This window comes from Thalassospira sp. CH_XMU1448-2 (genome assembly GCF_037027285.1).
Lineage (GTDB): Bacteria > Pseudomonadota > Alphaproteobacteria > Rhodospirillales > Thalassospiraceae > Thalassospira > Thalassospira profundimaris_C.
Genome location: NZ_JAYMEA010000003.1, coordinates 520,438 through 540,569 on the forward strand (window position 1 = coordinate 520,438; position 20,132 = coordinate 540,569).

Below are 20,132 nucleotides of genomic sequence, written 5' to 3' on the forward strand. Positions count from 1 at the left end.
AGACCGGGTTACGCAACCCGGTCTTTTTTTATGCCCGCATGGCCCGATGTTCCGACGTGATAGCGGATATGACAGCGGCCCTGATCATCAATTTCGATATCGGCGGCAACCCCGAAAACATCGCGCAGATTTTGCGCCGTTAAAATCTGTTCCGGTGTTCCGACCGCAATCAGTTTACCACGATCCATCATTGCAATGCGGTCACAGAACATCGCGGCATGGTTCAGATCATGCAGGGCGGCCACCACCGTCACCGGAAGCGCGCGCACCAGTTCAAGCAATCCCAACTGGTGATGGATGTCGAGATGGTTGGTTGGTTCATCAAGCAACAAAAAGTCAGGCTGCTGGGCCAGGGTACGCGCGATATGCACACGCTGCTTTTCCCCGCCCGACAGGGTCTGCCACATACGATCTGCCATCTGGGACATTTCGACACTGCCAAGCGCATCCGCAACGATTTCATCATCACGTTCAGACCATGGTGAAAGCAAACTCAGATATGGCGTTCTGCCAAGCGAAACCGCCTCGCGTACCGTAATACGGTCAATCGTATCGGCCTGCTGTTCAACAAAACCGATCTGTTGCGCCAGATTGCGACGCCCGATCTTTTTCATGGCCTGACCAACAAGCAACGCCTGCCCTGTTGAGGGTGCACGAATACCGGCAAGAACCGTCATCAGGCTGGTTTTACCCGACCCGTTCGGCCCGATCAGCCCCAGAAACTCACCCCGCTCCACGCTGAGTGACACATCACTGATGATTTTCTTGAACCCGGCATTCCAGCCGACATTGCGCAATTCAAGGGTCATCGCAGAACCCTTCCATGACAAAGGATAAGCGCAAAGGCCGGTGCCCCGATCAGGGCTGTTATCACCCCGATTGGCAATACCTGACCATCAAGAATGATGCGCGACACGATATCAGCCGCCACCAGGAACATCGCCCCGATCAGGGCGGATACCGGCAACAACAGCCCGTGGCGCGTTCCGACAAAAAAGCGCGCAGCATGCGGGATGACCAAGCCAACAAACCCGATGGAACCGACGATACTGACCATCACGGCGGTCATGGATGCCGCAACGGCAATCAGGACCACGTAAACCCGGCGAACCGGCACACCAAGCGATGCGGCTGACTCGACACCAAAGGTAAAAGCATCAAGCGCACGCGCATACCAAAGACACACCAGCAATCCGATCACCGCGACCGGAAGCGCAAGATAAACATCGGGCCAGCGCACCCCGCTGAGGTTGCCAAGCAACCAGAACATTATGCCGCGTGCCTCGTCTGCGGTCGCGGCCTTGGTGACGATGAATGATGTCAGCGCGTTAAAAAGTTGTGATCCGGCAACACCGGCCAGAATAATTGCCCCGGCACTCCGTCCCGCCGGAATAGCCAAAAGCGCAACAAATCCGAATGCCACCAGTGCACCGACAAAGGCCCCAAGGGACAGGGATACCATCCCCGCACCAAAACCAAGGATCGCAACACTGACCGCACCGGTCGATGCACCTGCCGAAATACCCAGCAAATAGGGATCGGCCAGACTGTTGCGCAACAGCGCCTGCAAAACCGCACCTGACAACGCCAGCGATGCACCACAAGCGGCGGCCACAAGCGCCCTTGATATGCGGTAATTCCAGATGATCCCCCCATCAATCGGATCAACGTCGAAACCGGCATTCCAGATGTGATTGGCAATGGTGTGAAGAACCGTGCCAAGGGGGATTTCCGTTTCCCCCTTGGCTGCGGCAATCGCAATCACACCGATCAGCAAGACCAGTGCGAAAAAAACCGCACCGGTTCGCACAAGATATGCCCGTCCCGCCCGTCTTTGTGCAGGCGGATGAACTGGCGTTTTTTCAAACATTGAATTCTCCGGGCATATCGAACGCCTTTGCCTTATGCGATCAGTTCGAAGCACTTAGTCGTTCGACGGCCTCGGCCAGTGTTTCAATCCCCTCGATCAGGCGGATTGTCGGATCCATCGACTGGGCATCCATCACAACGATATTGCCGTTTTTCACCGCCTTCATCTGGCTTGTGACAGGGTCGGTTTTCAGGAAGTCCATTTTGACCTGCCAGTCATCTGCCGGGAAACGGCGACGCCCCATCTTGCCGATCACGATGATATCGGGATTGGCACGTGCAATGGTTTCCCATCCAACGGTCGGCCATTCTTCCGGACTATCGATGATGTTGGTGACCCCAAGTTTGCCTGCGATATAACCCGCTGCGCCATTTTTACCAGCCACATAGGGATCGCTTTTGATCTCGGCACTCGAAAACCAGAAAACGGCAGATACATTATCATGTCCGCTTGCCTTCACCTGTTCCAGCGACCGGGCTTCGCGGGCCTGTAGTTTGGCAATCAGGGCTTCGCCGCGATCCTCGACATCAAAGATCTGCGCAAGATCGGTGATCTCCTGATAAATCAGGTTCATGGTAAAATCGTCATGGCGGACACCGTCGCCGCCACCCGTATTGTCCTTGCCGACGCAATCGGCCGGTGCGGTATAAACCGGAATGGAAAGTTCGTTGAACTGCTCGGTGGTTCCGACAATCCCCTTGGGACCGACATGCCATTGATACTGGGTGGCAACCAGTTGCGGCTTTTGCGCAACCACGGTTTCAAATCCCGGATCATTATCAGCCAGACGCGGAACGGTTGCGTTCACATCCTTGAATTCATCCATAACCGGGCCAAACCAGACACCGGTCCCTTTGACCTTGTCGGCAAGTCCGAGTGAATAAAGGATTTCTGTTGTGCTTTGCCCAAGGGACACGACGCGGTCCGGTGCAGAATCAAACTGAAGTACGGTCCCGCAATTGCGGATCTGAAGCGGATATTCGGTTGCAGATACACTTGCGGCAGATGCCATAGAACCAGCGGCAAACACCCCGACCGCCAGCGCACGTTTATAGTGATTGATCACTTCGACTTCCTTTCACCGATGCACTGGCCAGGATCAGGTTTCCCTGCTCCAAACACAGCACACCACAAATGTTATGTTATAACATAACGATCACGTTTCTACTGTCAAGGGACTGGCAAAAGTGTCGGGAAATGGCGGAAGATGTCGGGGTCAGAGCTCAGGTCAAACCTTGGCGAGCTCCCGAAGACCGGGACATAAGCCGACATTCTCCGGGGCACCCCGCCCGGTCCGTCGCATTCATGTCGGCAGGTCTCCTGGCTCGCGGGTCATCATGCTTTTCCTGGCCTTCCCGGGTTGGTTCCCAGTGGCATTGGTCAGAAAAACACTCACCGCCTACAGTTGCGGGGGCAGCTTCGGTTAATGACCTGTTTGACAGGTCACGTCGAATTCCCTTTATCCGATATCCGGATACCGACATCTGACGGTTAGATTAAACCAAAATGCCGGTCAAGGAAATTGGCCAATCACCAGTGGCATTTATGCAAGGGTCCATGCATAAAAAGCAGTCGACACGACCTTGAATTTGCCATGTTTCATCCCGATTACCTCCACACTGTCCGGTATCCTTGCCCGACACGTGAAACCATTGGAACATGATGCAAATGACGACTTCTGTGGAACGCAGACGCTTTTTGAAATCCATCGCGGCAGCCGGGCTGATCCTGCCGGGGCTGTCGATCTATCAAACGGCATTGGCAGAAGTTCCGGGGCTTGATCTTGGCAATCCCCAACCGTTCGAGTTTGCCGATCTGATTGCGCGCACCAAATCCATGGCGCAGGCCGCATATGAGCCCCCCGTGGCTCCGAACCCGGAAATTGTCGGGCGGATTGACTATGACACCCATGGCAAGCTTCACTACAAACGCGATCATTCGCCGTTTTCCGACGGGTCGGGCACCTATCCGGTGACCTTTTTCCATCTGGGCATGTATTTCGCCAAACCGGTCCATATGTATCTTTTGGAAAACGGTGCAGCACGCGAAGTTATCTATAAGCCCGATTACTTTGACATGCCCGAAGACAGCATTGCCCGCCAGTTACCGCCAAACAGCGGCTTTGCCGGTTTCCGCCTGCATGAAAACCAGTCGCGTGATGACTGGAAGACCCAGGACTGGGCAGCATTCCTTGGCGCATCCTATTTCCGGGCAATCGGTGATGAAGGACAATATGGCCTGTCTGCGCGCGGGATTGCCGTGAATACGGCAACTTCGGTGCCCGAAGAGTTTCCGGACTTCCGGCAGTTCTTTATCGAACCTGCAAAAAATGCCGAAGACCCGGTGACGATCTATGCCCTTCTGGATGGGCCAAGTATCACGGGTGCGTATAAATTCCTGCTCTATCGTGGTCAGGGCGTGACCATGGATGTGGAAAAGCATCTGTTTGTTCGCCGCGATATCGAACGCCTTGGCATCGCACCGCTGACCAGCATGTTCTGGTATTCCGAACAGAACAAATCATTCCGCTTTGACTGGCGCCCGGAAGTCCATGACAGCGATGGTCTTGAACTTTGGACAGGAAGCGGTGAACGTATCTGGCGACAGCTCAACAATCCCGAAACGATCCGCGCATCGGCCTTTGCCGATCATAATCCGCGCGGCTTTGGCCTGATGCAGCGTGACCGCGATGTGAAGAACTATCTCGATGGCGTACGCTATCACCGTCGCCCCAGCCTGTGGGTCGAACCCAAAGGTGACTGGAATGATGGTGCCGTGCAGCTGATCGAAATCCCGACGGATGACGAGATTCACGACAACATCGCGGCGTTCTGGGTGCCCAATGGCCCGGCCAGGGCAGGTAATTCCTATGCGTTCAAATACCGCCTGCACTGGCAGGCACATAACCCGTTCCCGGTTGCGGAACTGGCGCGTGCGACAGCGACCCGCATGGGTCGTGGTGGTGAACCGGGCACCAATCGCCCAAGAGACGAAATCAAGTTTTCCGTCGAGTTCGAGGGCGATATTCTTGGAACCCTTGCCTATGGCGAGTTCCCCGAAATCGTGGTGTCGACATCACGCGGTGAAATCACCCGCACCAAGATCGAACCGATCATGGATACCCGCATCTGGCGCGCAGCCTTTGACCTTAAGGCCGCTGGCACCGATCCGGTTGATCTGCGCATGTATCTCAAACGCGGTGATGGACCGCTCAGTGAAACCTGGATGTATCAGCACCTGCCCGCCGTCGGCAACCAGCATCAGGGCTGATGAGGTCAATCATCCCGTGTTCTCGCAACCCGGATGGATGCCCGATCAATAGGTGACAGTTTCACCGGTTCGGGCATCCCCGTTTTGGCCAAGGATCGCCATGACATCACGCATCGGAGGAGCCCCGAACATCCGGGCATATTCGCGACTGAATTGTGATGCGCTTTCATAGCCGACCTCATAGGCGGCACTTGCCGCATCCTTCATTTCTGCCAGCATGATCTGACGTGCTGTCGTCAGGCGGAGCCGCTTTTGATATTGCAGCGGGCTCATCGCGGTGACCTGTTTGAAATGATGGTGGAAGGATGACGGGCTCATATTGGCGTAATCGGCCAGCTCTTCGATCCTGAGCGGCTTGTCGAAATTATCCTTCATCCGTCGAAGGACGGCAGATATCCGCTGCATGTTGCTGCCACCAATCGCAAGCCCGGCGATCAGGGCCCCCTTTCCGGTGCGCAACAGGCGGTAATGCACCTCGCGCATCAGAAGCGGCAACATCACCGCAACATCATCTGGACGTTCGAGCAGCTCGACCACCCGAAGGACGGCATCAATCAGACTTTCGGTCGTTTGTTCCACAAACAGTCCACGCGCACTTTCACCCTCTGTCCCGATTTTAAGATCCATGTTGGTGACAAGTTCGCTGAGTATCTGGGCATCAAGATCAAGCGAAAGACTGCGATAGGGTTGATGGTCACTGGCCAGCGTGACATGCCCGACAAGCGGTAAATCCACCGATGCTGCCAGAAGTTGTCCGGGTTCATAGCGATAGACTTCCTGCCCCAACGTGACTTCCTTGGCCCCCGAGGCAATCAGACATAAACACGGCCTGTAGATGGTCGGCACCTTAAGGGTCGGCCCCGTGGATCGAAACATCCAGACCGGCTCGATCGCGGTTCGCACAGAACCATCTGACTCGCAGTATTTGTCAATCAGATTACAAAGCCGTTGATAGCTATCCATGACCAGGTTCCTTCAATTTCCAAGGATGTAATATACACGTCGGATAACCCGAACAAAGCTCACTTTTCTGCATTTGGAGGATTAGGCAATCCAATTCGAGTTCTGTGTATTCATCAATCGGTCATTGATCGACACAGTAAGCGCCATGACACAAACACAAGGAGCATGTCATGACGAACCCGATCAATTATCTCGAAAACAAAACCGTTATCATCACGGGTGCCAGCAGCGGCATCGGGGAAGCCACCGCCCGACTTCTGGCATCACGCGGGGCCAAAGTTGTTCTTGGTGCACGTCGCACCGAACGCCTTGATCAGATTGTCACGGAAATCGAAGCTGCTGGCGGAACCGCGATGGCCAGATCCGTTGATGTCACCAGTGTCGATAGCGTCGAAGCACTGGTGTATAATGCGCATAACCTGTTTGGTCGTGTGGATGCGATCTTTAACAATGCCGGTGTCATGCCGCTTGCCCCGATGTCGGAACTTAAAACCGACGAATGGGACAACATGATTAACGTCAATATCCGGGGCGTTCTGAACGGCATTGCCGCCGTCCTTCCGATTTTCAAGACGCAAGGCAGCGGCCATGTCATCAATACCGCCTCAATCGGCGCCCATGTTGTTGTGCCAAGCGGCGTCGTCTATTGCGCGACCAAATATGCCGTCTGGGCGATATCCGAAGGCCTGCGTCAGGAAAGTGACAATGTCCGCGTCACCACCATTTCGCCCGGCGTGGTTGAAACCGAACTTGGCCACGATATCAGCGACCCGACCAGCAAGGAATTGCTGACCCAGTTCCGCCAGATCGCGCTGACACCTGACGCCATTGCCCGTGCGGTTCTTTATGCGCTGGATCAACCCGCAGATGTTGACGTCAACGAAGTCATTGTGCGCCCGACGGCTTCGGCCTTTTGATCCGGCATAACTGCCCGCCCCGCCAACCGACACCACCAACCGGCACCGTCTTGCGGTGCCGGTTGTATTTAATGTGCCGTCAGGCGCAACGTTCAAGCGCTATGACTGTATCAGTCACCTTACCCTTTTCACCCTTGGGCCCGGTTGCCATCCGTTCAAAATTATCAACCGTCACAAGATCCCATTCACGCATATCGAGCAACAGCGCATCAAGTGCCTGCTGCGGTGTGGGAAATACTGTGCCTTCGGCCACCCACGACCAGGATGGTCGTGATCCGTGGGATGTGATCAGCAACAATCCACCAAGGGATAGTTGTTGTGAAGCACGGTTCAAAATCTTCTCGCGGGCGAATTTGACAGGCGATTGCAGGAATTGCGCGGTCACAAGATCGAACATGCCGTCAGGCAAACTGTTGTTCAGATCGTGGGCTTCAAACGCAATCCGGTCCTTTACACCATTTCGACTGGCATTTGATCGAGCATATCCCAGTGCGGTCTCGGAGATATCAACGGCGGTGACTTCCCAGCCGTTTTTTGCCAGCCAGACAGCATCATCACCCTTGCCGCAGCCAAGTTCAAGCGCACGGCCAACCGGCCTGTCTTTGACGAACCGTTCCAGGACGGCTGATGGTTTGCCACTGGTTACAGGTGACGCCTTTTCATAGGTTTCTTCCCAGAAGGTTCTCGGATCCATACTGGTATCAATGTTCGGATTAAATTTCATCGGAGGCCTCTTGATCAGATCGGGGGATAACCGTGATCACGAATCACGTAACATTAAAAGTTACATGATTCGTGGCATCTGTCAATTTCATGTATCTTTGATTGTTACGTGTGATAGAAACAACTGGAAAACTGACCGCTACACAGGACCGATTTCATGCGTCAGGACAACCGTCTTCCCCGTGTTTTGCATGCGCTTTTGCATCTGAGCGACATGAAAGACCCGGCCACATCCGAACAACTCGCCGGGATGCTCAACACCAATGCCGCCGTCGTGAGACGCACGATGGCAGGTCTGCGTGAACAGGGAATCCTGACATCCATCAAGGGGCATGGCGGCGGCTGGCAACTGGCAAAGACACTGGATCAGATCACACTCGCAGAAATCTATGAGGCGCTGGGTGCGCCAACCCTGTTTGCATTGGGATACAGCAATGAAAGCAGTCCGTGCCTGATGGAGAAGGCCGCCAATGCGGCAACGGCCCAAGCCCTTCAAAAGGCATCGGAAACCTTCATCGGCATCCTGTCATCGGTGACGATGGCCGATCTGGCAGATGATTTTGAGAAACGGCTGGCTGAATTGGGCCTAACCTAGGACGATCTGCATCATACCGGCCCACAGGACGGCTGATTTAACGCAGACTGCCAAAGAAATCCTTCAAAAGCTTGGCGGCTTCGACCTCGCCAATGCCGCCATAGACTTCGGGCCGGTGATGACAGCTTGTGCTTTCGAACACACGCGGGCCGTGATCGACACCGCCGCCTTTGGGGTCATAGGCACCGAAATACACCCGGCGCAGACGGGCAAAGGAAATTGCGGTTGCACACATCGGGCAGGGTTCCAGCGTGACATAGAGATCGCAATTGGGAAGACGTGGTTCGCCCTTGGCCCCGGCCGCAGCACGGATCACCAGAATTTCGGCATGGGCCGTCGGATCATTGAGCTCTTCGGTCAGGTTCCCGGCGCGTGCAAGTACCTCGCCGCTATCAGCATCGACCAGAACGGCACCTACGGGCACTTCGCCGCGACGCGCAGCTGCACGCGCTTCTTCAAGGGCCATGTCCATATAGCTGTCTGCGCTCATGCTTTTCCATCCCGCTGATTGTTTCGACAAATGGTATGATCTGTCGTGGCCTGATCCGTACTTTTACTTCATTTTAGGACCCTTGGCTCATATCTTGGCCCGTAAGTCGGCAAAGATCATTGTCCTCTCAGAGCACCGGATCGGTCAAGCCATGATCACGGGAACACATCACCGGGAACAATCCTTGCCTGCCTGCGCAGAACGCATAGACTATCGGCGTGAATTGCCGTTGCCCAAAGCGACTTACACAGGTAGTTTCCGCCAAACTTAATTCGCCATCCCGTTACCAGCATCAAGGTTCCGTTCGTCATGACCAAGCGCAAGCCGATCATTGGCATCACACTCGATTCCGAAGAACCGGGCGGTTATTCGAAATTCCCGTGGTATGCGCTGCGTGAAAACTATGCCGGTGCCGTGACCGCCGCAGGTGGCATCCCGATGCCCCTGCCCCATGAAATTGATCTGGTGCCGGATCTTCTTGATCTGATCGACGGGCTGGTCGTCACCGGTGGCGCGTTTGACGTTGATCCCGGCCTTTTTGGCGCGACCGAAAAACATGACACGGTTGTCACCAAGGATCGGCGCACCAAATTTGAATGGGCGATGGCCGAAGGTGCGCTGAAACGTGACATGCCGGTTCTGGGCATTTGTGGCGGACAGCAATTGCTGAACGTTATTCTGGGCGGATCCCTGATCCAGCATATTCCTGACAGTGTTGAAAACTGTCTGCCCCACGAACAGCCGAACCCGCGCAACGAGCCCGGTCACGACGTCACAGTCGAAGCCGATACGCTGCTGGCCAGGATCGTTGGCGATGTAAAAACACTGTCGGTCAATTCCGCCCACCATCAGGCGGTTGATGGGGTTGGCCCGGATGTGATCATCAATTCCTATGCCCCCGACGGGGTCATCGAGGGGATTGAGCATCCGAAATACCGTTATTGTCTCGGGGTCCAGTGGCATCCCGAATTTCATATCAGTTCGGGCGATGCGAAGATTTTCGACGCCCTGATTTCCGAGGCCCGCAAATGAGCGAAAAAGACGACAACCAGAACGACAACAAGCCCGAGCGCATTGCCAAACGCATTGCCCGTTCCGGTGTCTGTTCCCGGCGCGATGCAGAACGCATGATCGCCGAGGGTCTGGTGCGACTGAACGGCAAGAAGCTTGACAGCCCGGCCGTGACCGTCACCGACGAGGACGAAATCATTGTCGATGGCAAACCGCTTCCGGAAAAGGAAAAACCGCGTCTTTGGCGTCTGTTTAAGAAGCGTGGACTGGTCACCAGCCACCGCGATGAACAGGGCCGCGATACGGTCTTTGAACATCTGCCAAGCTATGTCCCGCGTGTGATTTCGGTCGGCCGTCTTGATCTTAACTCCGAAGGTTTGCTGTTGCTGACCAATGATGGCGAGCTTGCGCGTTATCTTGAACTGCCAGCAACCGGCTGGGCGCGCCGCTATCGCGTGCGCGTTCATGGCCGGATCGAGGAAGAAAAGCTGAAACAGCTTGAAGAAGGCATCACGGTTGACGGTGTGAACTATGGTTCCATTCAGGCCGAAGTCGACGTTCAGAAAGGCACCAATGCCTGGATGACCGTGACCCTTCGCGAAGGCAAGAACCGCGAAATCCGCCGCGTGATGGAACATCTGGGCTGGCCGGTAACGCGCCTGATGCGTGTTTCCTATGGCCCGTTCCAGCTTGGCAGTCTGGCACCGGGCGAGTGCGAGGAAATCACCGGCAAGGTAATGAAAGAACAGCTCGCTGCGTTCTTCCGCGGTGATTACAGCAAGGTTTCCGAAAAGAAATCTGTTGCCCGTGGTGGTACCGGTCGCCCCAAGGCACCGCGCACGGTATTTGGCCAGCCCGCACAACGCAAACGCCCGCAGGGTGGCCCGGCTGGGAATGCCCAGAACACCGCAGAGGCCGAAGAACAGCGCGACACCCGTACCGGTTCGCGTCCGGGCTCAGGTGCTGCACGCAAGGGCCCGCGCATCGGTGCGGCTCCGCGTCCGCTTGGACGTGGCAAACCGGCCGCCCAGAATGCACGCCCCGAACGCGATGACCGCAACGAACAGGGTGATCGCAATTCGGGCCGCCCGACCAACAAGGGTCGCGGCCGTTACACGCCGGGCGGCAAGGCAAGCGCATCTGATGATCGCAAGGCTGGCGGCAATGCAGGCGGTCGTGGCCGCAGCGGCAGTGCTGGTCGTTCCGGTGGCAACTTCAACGATGTCAGCAACAAGCCGGTTGGCAAATCCGGTGGTCGTCCGTCGGGCAGAGGCGGCAATGCAGGCACCAGCGCCCCGGGCCGCAAGCCCGCAGGCAATCGCCCGCGCGGCAAGAAGGACTGAGCATAGATGCGGATTGTCGGCGGAAGTCATCGTGGACGGGTCTTGAGCGCGCCTGAAGGGCGCGACACCCGCCCGACCCTTGATCGTGTGCGTGAGGCGCTTTTTAACATCCTTTCGCATGCATCGCGCTGGTATGACGATGATTTCCACCCGCTTTATGACGGTGTGGTACTTGATGCCTATGCCGGGTCCGGCGCTCTGGGACTTGAAGCCCTTTCGCGCGGTGCATCCAAAGCGGTGTTCTTTGACACCGACCGCAAGGCAATCGCCATTGTCGAACAAAACATCGACACACTTAAGGTCAATGACAAGGCCAAGGTACAGCGCGCCGATGCGACCAAGCCGCCGCGCGCCATTGAACCGGCCAGCATGATCTTTCTTGATCCGCCCTATGGCAAGGAGTTGCTGGAACCCAGCATCACCGCCCTTGCGAGTGCCGGATGGATTGGTGCCAATACCCTGATCATTGCCGAACGTGATCCCCGTGATCCCGAAATCGGCCTTGCCGGGTTCGAGCTTTGTGATTCGCGTAAATATGGCCGTTGCCAGATTGATATCGGTCGTCTGACCGGCTGAATTCGATGACCACTCACCTTTTTGGGCCCGTGTTGCAGACCAGCCATTCGCACCAACCTGCTGCCAACAAAAACAATCTGTGATACCTTTTCGCCAGTTTTGAAACGGTAGATTGTGATGCAAGCCCTGTCCCCGATTGCACCAGACAAGGAATTCGGACGCCTGCTGCGCCAATGGCGCCGCACAAGCGACATCAAGCAAGCGCGTCTTGCAGATATTCTTGGTGTAACGCAGGCCACCGTTTCACGTTGGGAAAATGGCACCCAGCGACCTGCCCCGTTGCAGCATGAGCTGATCCACCAAATGATGACGCGCAAACGCAACTTCCGGCTTGATCACGCGATCAAGCGGCTGGTGACCCATTCCAGTCAGCGCGTTCATCTGATCGAAGACAGATCGCATCGTTTGCTGTGCGCATCCGGTGCGCGCTCCAATGAATGGCAACGCGATTGTTCCGAACTTCTGGGCATGTCGCTTTGGCGGTTTGCCACCCCGGAAATCGCGACGGCTGAAAAAAGCCTGCATGACCTTGGCTGGCACGAAGACCAGACCGACCATCTGACATTTGAAACATCCCGCCGTGACGGCGCACCGATGCGCATTGTTGACAGCTTTATTCTCTGGGAACGGTTCTTTTTGTCTGACGGAACGGCTGTACGTCTGACCACCGGATATGATGACGCGCCCACCCATATCTAGGCACTATTCGGTTCCCGCGCATATTTCATACGTGGCAAAGTTACACCGATATCGGGTAGTGATAGCAGCATTCTTCATCGCCCCTGTGCCACCAGAACAATATCCGACGGAAATGCCCCATGCCCCCGATCCTTGCCATTGTCATTCTTTATGGACTTGGACTGACGGCCTCCATGCAGGTTGGCCTGATTGGCCCCATCGCGCCTGATCTGCGCGCCGGTTTTGGCCTTAGTCAGGCAGAATTCGGACTGGTAGCGTCCCTGATCACGGCGGCGGGCGCCCTGACCGCCATTCCGACCGGCGTCTGGGCCGCGCGGGCCGGATTGCGCAAATCGCTGGTTCTGGGCTGTGTGATGATGTTTACCGGTGCCGCAATTTTTGCCACCGCCAATATCACCACCCTTCTTTATGTCGGACGACTGGTTACCAGTATCGGTTATTTGCTGATCGTTGTTGGCGCTCCAAGCTGGATGGCCGGATTTAACAATCCCAAGCTGGTCGCCATGGCCATGAGCATCTGGGGCACTTTCATTCCGGTTGGCATTGCACTTGGCAACTGGGTCAGCGCGGCAATGGTTGTCTGGCTTGACTGGCGACTGGCGGTTGGTGCCTGCACCTTACCCATCGTGATCCTGTTGCCGTTGCTTGCCATGATGGAAAAGCCCGCAACACCAACAGCCCGGAAGTCACTGAGTGTCGGGGTCATCGGTGTTCTGAAATCCCGTGCTGCCCTTAAAGTTGCGCTGACATTTTCGGCCTTTGCCGGTGCGACATCCGCCGCCCTTGCCTTCATGCCCGCAATGATGGTTGATAATCTTGATATCGGCATTGCACTGGCCGCTGGCATCATCGGCACCACCGCAATTGCCGGAAATATTGTCGGCAGCATCGGTGCAGGCATGGCGCTTGGCCGTGACATTTCCGGTCGCACCATACTGGTTATCTTTTTGCCCGTCATGGCAACGGCCATTGGCACCCTTTTTGTCAGCGACAACATGATGCTGAGCCTTGTCGCACTGATCATTTTCAATATCGGCCAGGGGGCGGTTGCCGGTACCTGTTTTGCCCTGTTGCCCGGTATTGCCAAGGGCGGGCTTTCGATGCCGGCCTTGCAGGGAATGCTGGCCCAGTTTGCCGAGATTTTCGTGGTGATCGTGCCCCCGCTTACCGGTGCAATGATTGACCGGAATGGCTGGATCGGTGCGGCGGGTATTCTTGCCGGGTTCTATTTCACCGGCTTCCTGATTTCAGCGATCCGCGCACCAATGCGCCGGGCGGCTGCATGACCTATACGATACGATGACTTGACCTACCCGACGAAGCAGGCGACCCTCCAAATCCTCAAAAATGCGAGGCTATGAAACCAGGGCAGGGACGCGGAATGCATTTGATCAAGGCCATCTTTATCGGACTGATATTGATTGGCCTGTCGCTTGTCGCCGGGTTCTTCATTTGGCTTGCCCCGGTTGGTGCGGCCTTTAGTGCCAAGACTATGTGTTCGGCCATTTTTGTCGATGGCTTGTCCTCCAGCCGGGCCCGTGCCGAGGATGTGCTGGCCGATAACAATGCACTTTTGTCCCTGATCACCACCAATGTCGATCTGCGCAATCAGACAATCAGTGCCCATGCATTCGGTTTTCGCAAGCGCTTTGCGATTTATCGCCCGAATCTGGGCTGCACACTGGCCGAAGACCAATCTCATATTGCCCGCCTGCGCAATTCATATCCGGTCATCACACCGATTACGCCCAAGCCGCTTCTGACCGCCAGCCTGCCCGCCAATGTAGATCGCCGGGCACTGAACAATATCCTGTTTGATGCGATGGACGAACCCGGCATCATCCCGGAACGGCGCACACGTGCGGTCGTCATCCTGTATCAGGGCAAAGTCATCGCCGAACGCTATGCCGAGGGCATCAGCGCGCAAACACCGTTACCGGGCTGGTCAATGACCAAAAGTGTCTGGAACACCATTCTGGGTCGCATGCGTCAGGAAGGCATGATGCCTGATGTTCATGAACCGGTTTTAATCAATGAATGGCAGGCACAGGTAAATGACCCGCGCGCCACAATCACTTATGATGATCTGCTGCGAATGCGCAGCGGCCTCGAATTCGACGAAACCTACTGGAACCCGCTTTCCGATGTGGTCCAGATGTTATTCATCGAGCCCGCAGCAGCCGGGTTTGCCGTTTCCAAACCGCTTGAAAACACGCCGGGAACAACATTTTCGTATAATTCCGGGGCGTCAAACATCCTGTCTGCTGCGGTTCGTAATCTGAGCGGATCTCGGACAAGCTATCTGGCGAGACCGACCGATCTTTTGTTCCGTCCACTTGGCATGGCAAGTGCTGTTATTGAAACCGACCCGGACGGCTATTTCATCGCATCCAGTTTCATGAGTGCGACGGCACGTGACTGGGCAAAGATCGGCCAGCTTTATTTGCAAGATGGCGTCTGGAACGGTCAACGCCTGTTGCCGGAAGGCTGGGTCCGTTATTCAACCCGCCCGGCAGAAGACGATCCGAACGGCACCTATGGTGCCCATTGGTGGCTGGATCTACCTGACGGACGGGACGAGGATGGCAATCCGCGTCGCGATGTTCCAGAATTACCCGGCGACGCATTTTTTGCACTCGGCCACGATGGACAGTCGCTTACCGTCATCCCGTCCAAAGAACTTGTTATTGTGCGCCTTGGCATCACCCGCAAACACGGGGCCTTTAACCTGCGGAACTTTATTGCCGGTATCAGCAATATCTTCCCCGACAGGCCTGCAATTCCCGACGATATGCCAGACGGCGACAGCGCACAGAATAATACCGGTTCAAGCACTGACTGATTGCATCGTGCCGGGTCTGCCAGTCTCAGATGGCAATCGCGATCATCAGATCACCAGTTCCGCAAGATATCCGGCAAGCGCCCCCACACCGACCAAAGCCCAGACCGGAATGATCCGCCATTGCAGCACCACAAAGGCAAGCGCGACACATCCGATATCAAACAGATCATGGATGGCATCGGTCCAGATCGGATCATACAGGACCGCCGCCAGCAAGCCGACAACTGCGGCATTAACGCCAAGCAATCCTGCCCGCATCGACGGCATATGACGGACCCGGTCCCAGAACGGTAGCAGCCCCGCCACCAGCAACCACGCCGGCAAAAAGATCGCAATCAGGGCGACAAGTGATGTAAGCGCACTGCCCCAGATACCGCCTCCAGAATGAAGAGCTGCACCAAGATACGCGGCAAAGGTAAAGATCGGCCCGGGAACTGCCTGTGTCGCACCATATCCGGCAAGGAAGGTTTCACCATCGACCCAGCCCGGTGCCACCACCGCATTTTGCAGCAACGGCAAAACAACATGCCCGCCACCAAATACCAGTGCACCACTTCGATAAAATCCGTCAATAACGGCAAACAGTCCGCTTTGATCCATCCGCGCAGCAACCGGCAACAGGATCAGCAAGGCAAAGAAAGCACACAGCGCCACAACCGCACCCTTGACCGAATGCGGCTTGCCAAAACCGGCTTCCGACACGTCCGCCTTGCCCCGCAAAAGGATCAGTCCGGCCAGCATGCCGCCAAGAATGACGGCAAATTGTGCTGTGACAGTATCACTTGCGATCATGATGATTGCCGCCAACACAGCAAGTATGGCCCGCGGGACATCAGGACAAAGTGTGCGCGCCATTCCAAACAGCGCATGGGCAACCACCCCGACAGCAACCAGCTTCAATCCGCGCAACACACCTTCGACCGAGGCAAGATCAAAACCGACAAAGGCCATACCAAGGGTCGCCAGAACAATTGCCGATGGCATGGTAAAGCCAAGCCATGCAACAAGCGATCCGGGCACCCCGCCCAATGCCATACCGATGCCCATCCCGACTTGCGAACTTGCGGGCCCCGGGGCGAACTGGCAAAGGGCAACCAGATCGGCATAACGTGCATCGCCTAGCCATTTGCGACGGGCAACGAACTCTTCGCGGAAATAGCTGATATGGGCAACCGGCCCACCAAAGCTGGTCAAACCAAGACGCAGGAAAATCAGGAAAATCTGCCACAACCCGACCGAGACCATCGGCATGCTTCCCTGCTGTTCCGACATTGTTTTTTGAGGCGCCGGGTCGCTATGTGGGCTCGAACTTGGCATTGCAGATTATGATCCCTGATCAGATGGCGGTTTTATTTTCGCCTGACCATACGCAACAGGCCGACAATGGCAAAGCCAAAAGCAGCTCCCCGACCATTCGTCATCATTTCATAACAAAACCCCTGCCAACACGGTTATGCGATGGCAGGGGCTAACAGATTTGAATGTGCAATTCGCACGATCAGACAGGCTTAGCGGAAAGCAGGCTCGTCAAGGGATCGCAACTTGCGTGAGTGAAGCTGATTGACTTCCTGACGCAGGGTATCAATCGTATCCAGACCAACCTGAAGATGCTGTCCGATGCGCTGGCGATAGAAATTGTTCGCCATACCCGGCAACTTCAACTCACCATGAACCGGTTTGTCCGACACACACAAAAGCGTGCCATACGGAACGCGGAAGCGGAAACCGTTGGCGGCAATGGTTGCGCTTTCCATATCGACCGCAATGGCGCGTGACTGGTTCAAACGCACGAACAGTTCACTGTATCGCAATTCCCAGTTCCGGTTGTCGGTCGTTGCTACCGTACCTGTGCGCATGCGTGCCTTCATCTCGCGGCCTCTGAGGCCGGTGATCTTGGCAACGGAATTTGCCAGCGCAACCTGCACCTCGGCAATCGGCGGCACCGGAATCCACAGCGGCAAGTCAGAATCAAGGACATGGTCGTCACGGACATAGCCGTGGGCCAGAACGTAATCCCCAAGCAACTGACTGCGACGCAGACCGGCACAGTGACCAAGCATCAACCAGCAATGCGGACGCAGGACGGCAATATGGTCGGTTGCCGTTTTGGCGTTTGACGGACCAACACCGATATTGACCAATGTCACGCCCAGACCGTCTTCTCGGATCAGGTGATATGACGGCATCTGCGGCAGTTGCCTGACAGGTTCACCGGATTCTACCCAGCCCTTGGGGGCGTTTTTGCGCACATGGACTTTCGGCCCCGGTTCGACAAAGGCCACATAGGGGCTTTTGGGGTCTTCGAGTTGGGTTTTGGCAAACTCGATGAACTCGTCAACATAGCGCTGATAGTTGGTGAACAGGACGAACTTCTGAAAATGTTCGGGCGCAGTCGCAGTATAGTGGCGCAACCGTGCGAGCGAGTAATCAACGCGTTCCCCTGAAAACAGCGACAATGGTTTTGGGCCGTCGCTATTACCGTAATGCACACCATTGGCAATATCGTCATCGGTGCGGGCAAGATCAGGCATATCAAAGATCAGCTGCATCGGGCGAATATCGGTTGGTCCGATGCTGTCTGTTGCGGATTCAACAAGGAACGGCAACGGAATAGGCCGATCAGAAACGCCAACCACAACCGGCACGTCATGGTTTTTCAACAGAAGTTCGATCTGTTCGCGATAATATTCGTCAAACAGATCAGGCCTTGTTAGCGTCGTGCCATATACACCGGGATCACGCGGCGCACCAAATGACAGCGTGCTTTCAACATGCAGCTTTTCTGGCGGCACTTCGATGCCAAGATACGGGTAATAGGCGCGGACGGGGGAAGATTGCTGACCTTGGCCAAAACGGGCAAAGGCCTCCTGGACGGCACTGGCACCGGTCGCATAAATATCCTTGATGCGCGCAATTGCCTTGTCAGCGTCGGTGAATTCAAACAGATCGCGTACCGATCCGTGGACTCCAGAAACCATAATGGATGCTCCTTTTTGTTATTGTTGTTTGGAACTTCTGTCTGATCAAGGTGCGCGAAATCACGCCCGATCAATTACAAAAGCCCTTGGAGCGAGAGATTTATCACCGCTCGCCCGCCTTCTGACAACCGAAAACTTTTTTCGCCATCCACAATCACCGGGCGAATATCCATTCATGAACAAACCGGGATATACAACATACCCCCGATTTTCAGTCGGTTTCAGAAGCTTATGACTTATATGTCGGATTTATTTTCAAGAATTCCAAATGACAGTTTTGATGCGGGGCTCATAACTGACGGGCCCGCAGACATTCCGTGTCATTGCTCAATCAGCCCATTATGGAATCCGGATAAAAAAAGTGCCGAAACCGGGGGACGGTTTCGGCAATTTCAGGGAGGTGCCTTAGACGTTGAGGGAAAAGACGGTCAACCCTGATATCCGCATATATATGACCACTGGTCAGCAATGTCAATTTCAATCAACGCGGACCTTTCATTCGCAGCATGCATAGCTCACGCTAATATGCCCGCGTTGCCTGCAATCCTTTGCAGCTTGCCAAGCCTGCGACGTGCGGCTTCATCAAATGCCTCACAGTCACCTATATCGGTCATTTGCAAGTCACAGACTACTCTGGCAGCGCGCGGATCACTTTCGACCAGACTTTCGATATCCTGTTGTTCTTCGTCGTCCTCAAGTGTCCCGCGAACATAGCCAAGAATGTGCTCCTTGCCGTATATCGCAAGAACCGGGCTCATATCATGCTGCCTCTGCGACGTAACGCGACGCATGTTCGCGGGCTTCGATTCGGCCAACCGATGCACGCAGCTTGCGGCGCGCGCGACCGACCCTTGATTTCACCGTGCCAATTTCGACCGACATCTGATCCGCTGCATCCTGATAGGAAACCTCTTCGACAGCTGTCAGCATAATCGCCTCGCGCTCCTGCTCGGGCAGAGATTCAAGAACGCGATCAGCATCACGCAATTGCAAACGCGCCATCTGATTGCTGCCATGACCGTAAATGTCCCCAAGATCATCCCAGTCCACCTGCGGACCACGGGTCTTTTCGCGGCGCTTTCCCGAAATAAAGGTATTGAACAGAATACGGTGCAGCCAGGCCTTAAGGCTCGTACCTTCTTCGAACTGGTCCTTTTTGCTGATGGCTTTCAACAAAGTGTCCTGAACCAGATCCTGGGCCATATCCATGCTGCCGGTCAGGCGATACGCATGACGGCGCAAAGCAGGCACATGGTCTTCGATTTCGTTCATCACTTGCATAGACATCACAACCTCCTTGTTCGGATGCCCCAACCGTAACAAACGAAAATAATATTTAAAGTAAAATCGTATGGTTAACTAAGGTAATACAATGAACAGACAGCATATATACAACAACATCAAAACACATATCTGACATATTGTAGATAACTTCAATATACTACATGGGTTACTTCACATAATTACTTTCCATTACTTACAGCATCACAGGCAGTTACCGCACTTAGGCAAGATGGTTGTCTTATGGAGGAAACGGAGGTAACGTAAGTTACTCCAAAATTTTTGAATGCATTGATTTTCAATGGCTTCAGGCGGTTTTTATAGCCCCTGACTTTGACAGGAAACCCCACGTGCCAACGTCGAAAAGAACCGAAAAGCTCCAGATCATGCTCGATGACGAGGAGTTGAAAGTCATTGATGACTGGCGTTTCGAGCATCGCATGCCAACGCGCGCGGCTGCGATCCGTGAATTGATCCGCCGTGGCTTGATCGCCGAAGATGTCGCAGAACCCGATACCGAAGGCAAAAGCACGACCGATTTCCGCGTTGAGTCGGAATAAAAATCAGTTTTCCA

At 55.1% G+C, this 20,132-nt stretch carries 20 protein-coding genes and 1 riboswitch; of the genes, 10 read left to right on the forward strand and 10 right to left on the reverse strand.

Annotated features, from left to right (window positions below):
• Positions 1-8 precede the first annotated feature (8 nt).
• The 3 genes from WA318_RS14925 to WA318_RS14935 are packed head-to-tail and all read right to left on the reverse strand — an operon-like array spanning position 9 to position 2,936.
• Positions 9-809, reverse strand: coding sequence for an ABC transporter ATP-binding protein (locus tag WA318_RS14925; protein WP_114098917.1), 801 nt, complete (start codon positions 807-809; stop codon positions 9-11).
• The gene (locus WA318_RS14930) at positions 806-1,870 is read right to left on the reverse strand and encodes a FecCD family ABC transporter permease (RefSeq protein WP_336082341.1); all 1,065 of its coding nucleotides are present in this window, start codon (positions 1,868-1,870) and stop codon (positions 806-808) included. Before WA318_RS14930 ends, WA318_RS14925 begins: the two co-directional genes overlap by 4 nt.
• 40 nt (positions 1,871-1,910) lie before the next feature.
• Positions 1,911-2,936: an ABC transporter substrate-binding protein gene (locus WA318_RS14935; RefSeq protein ID WP_336082343.1), complete on the reverse strand. Its 1,026-nt coding sequence runs from the start codon at positions 2,934-2,936 to the stop codon at positions 1,911-1,913.
• A gap of 227 nt (positions 2,937-3,163) precedes the next feature.
• A riboswitch (cobalamin riboswitch) is annotated at positions 3,164-3,367 on the reverse strand.
• Between the two features lie 171 nt (positions 3,368-3,538).
• Between WA318_RS14935 and WA318_RS14940 the strand changes: the two genes are divergently transcribed.
• Positions 3,539-5,140, forward strand: a complete 1,602-nt coding sequence (locus WA318_RS14940; protein WP_336082345.1) for a glucan biosynthesis protein — start codon at positions 3,539-3,541, stop codon at positions 5,138-5,140.
• Between the two features lie 45 nt (positions 5,141-5,185).
• On the opposite strand, the gene WA318_RS14945 is transcribed toward WA318_RS14940, so the two are convergent.
• The gene (locus tag WA318_RS14945) at positions 5,186-6,103 is read right to left on the reverse strand and encodes an AraC family transcriptional regulator (protein ID WP_336082347.1); all 918 of its coding nucleotides are present in this window, start codon (positions 6,101-6,103) and stop codon (positions 5,186-5,188) included.
• 170 nt (positions 6,104-6,273) lie between these two features.
• Between WA318_RS14945 and WA318_RS14950 the strand changes: the two genes are divergently transcribed.
• Entirely contained in the window at positions 6,274-7,020 is a 747-nt protein-coding gene (locus WA318_RS14950) for an SDR family oxidoreductase (protein WP_220150330.1), read from the forward strand.
• A gap of 79 nt (positions 7,021-7,099) precedes the next feature.
• Here the strand turns inward: WA318_RS14950 and WA318_RS14955 are convergent, their stop codons facing one another.
• A complete protein-coding gene (locus WA318_RS14955; protein WP_336082349.1) occupies positions 7,100-7,744 on the reverse strand; it encodes a class I SAM-dependent methyltransferase in 645 nt (214 codons plus the stop codon).
• Between the two features lie 156 nt (positions 7,745-7,900).
• Between WA318_RS14955 and WA318_RS14960 the strand changes: the two genes are divergently transcribed.
• Entirely contained in the window at positions 7,901-8,338 is a 438-nt protein-coding gene (locus WA318_RS14960; RefSeq protein WP_336082351.1) for an RrF2 family transcriptional regulator, read from the forward strand.
• Positions 8,339-8,375: 37 nt separating this feature from the next.
• Here WA318_RS14960 and WA318_RS14965 read toward each other — a convergent pair whose 3' ends face one another.
• The gene (locus tag WA318_RS14965; protein ID WP_114098911.1) at positions 8,376-8,828 is read right to left on the reverse strand and encodes a nucleoside deaminase; all 453 of its coding nucleotides are present in this window, start codon (positions 8,826-8,828) and stop codon (positions 8,376-8,378) included.
• A gap of 309 nt (positions 8,829-9,137) precedes the next feature.
• Here WA318_RS14965 and WA318_RS14970 point away from each other — a divergent pair, with 309 nt between their 5' ends.
• From WA318_RS14970 to WA318_RS14995, 6 genes are all read left to right on the forward strand, one after another.
• Positions 9,138-9,860: a gamma-glutamyl-gamma-aminobutyrate hydrolase family protein gene (locus WA318_RS14970; protein ID WP_114098910.1), complete on the forward strand. Its 723-nt coding sequence runs from the start codon at positions 9,138-9,140 to the stop codon at positions 9,858-9,860.
• The gene (locus WA318_RS14975; protein WP_336082356.1) at positions 9,857-11,182 is read left to right on the forward strand and encodes a pseudouridine synthase; all 1,326 of its coding nucleotides are present in this window, start codon (positions 9,857-9,859) and stop codon (positions 11,180-11,182) included. The genes WA318_RS14970 and WA318_RS14975 overlap by 4 nt, the downstream gene beginning before the upstream one ends.
• 6 nt (positions 11,183-11,188) lie before the next feature.
• Positions 11,189-11,758: a 16S rRNA (guanine(966)-N(2))-methyltransferase RsmD gene (rsmD, locus tag WA318_RS14980; protein WP_336082358.1), complete on the forward strand. Its 570-nt coding sequence runs from the start codon at positions 11,189-11,191 to the stop codon at positions 11,756-11,758.
• A 117-nt stretch (positions 11,759-11,875) separates the two neighbouring features.
• Complete coding sequence (locus tag WA318_RS14985) at positions 11,876-12,457, forward strand: helix-turn-helix domain-containing protein (RefSeq protein WP_336082360.1); 582 nt, start codon at positions 11,876-11,878, stop codon at positions 12,455-12,457.
• Between the two features lie 119 nt (positions 12,458-12,576).
• A complete protein-coding gene (locus WA318_RS14990) occupies positions 12,577-13,743 on the forward strand; it encodes an MFS transporter (protein ID WP_336082362.1) in 1,167 nt (388 codons plus the stop codon).
• Positions 13,744-13,838: 95 nt separating this feature from the next.
• On the forward strand, positions 13,839-15,299 hold the full coding sequence (locus WA318_RS14995) for a serine hydrolase domain-containing protein (RefSeq protein WP_336082364.1): 1,461 nt from the start codon (positions 13,839-13,841) through the stop codon (positions 15,297-15,299).
• 45 nt (positions 15,300-15,344) lie between these two features.
• Here WA318_RS14995 and chrA read toward each other — a convergent pair whose 3' ends face one another.
• The 4 genes from chrA to WA318_RS15015 all read right to left on the reverse strand — a co-directional run bounded on the left by chrA (position 15,345) and on the right by WA318_RS15015 (position 19,564).
• Positions 15,345-16,571, reverse strand: a complete 1,227-nt coding sequence (gene chrA / locus WA318_RS15000) for a chromate efflux transporter (RefSeq protein ID WP_336082366.1) — start codon at positions 16,569-16,571, stop codon at positions 15,345-15,347.
• Between the two features lie 236 nt (positions 16,572-16,807).
• Positions 16,808-18,277: an AMP nucleosidase gene (locus WA318_RS15005; RefSeq protein WP_114098903.1), complete on the reverse strand. Its 1,470-nt coding sequence runs from the start codon at positions 18,275-18,277 to the stop codon at positions 16,808-16,810.
• Between the two features lie 515 nt (positions 18,278-18,792).
• The gene (locus tag WA318_RS15010) at positions 18,793-19,035 is read right to left on the reverse strand and encodes a hypothetical protein (protein ID WP_336082369.1); all 243 of its coding nucleotides are present in this window, start codon (positions 19,033-19,035) and stop codon (positions 18,793-18,795) included.
• Between the two features lies 1 nt (position 19,036).
• Positions 19,037-19,564, reverse strand: a complete 528-nt coding sequence (locus tag WA318_RS15015; RefSeq protein WP_114099038.1) for an RNA polymerase sigma factor — start codon at positions 19,562-19,564, stop codon at positions 19,037-19,039.
• Between the two features lie 344 nt (positions 19,565-19,908).
• Here WA318_RS15015 and WA318_RS15020 point away from each other — a divergent pair, with 344 nt between their 5' ends.
• A complete protein-coding gene (locus WA318_RS15020) occupies positions 19,909-20,118 on the forward strand; it encodes a hypothetical protein (protein WP_147252016.1) in 210 nt (69 codons plus the stop codon).
• The last annotated feature ends 14 nt before the right edge of the window (positions 20,119-20,132 follow it).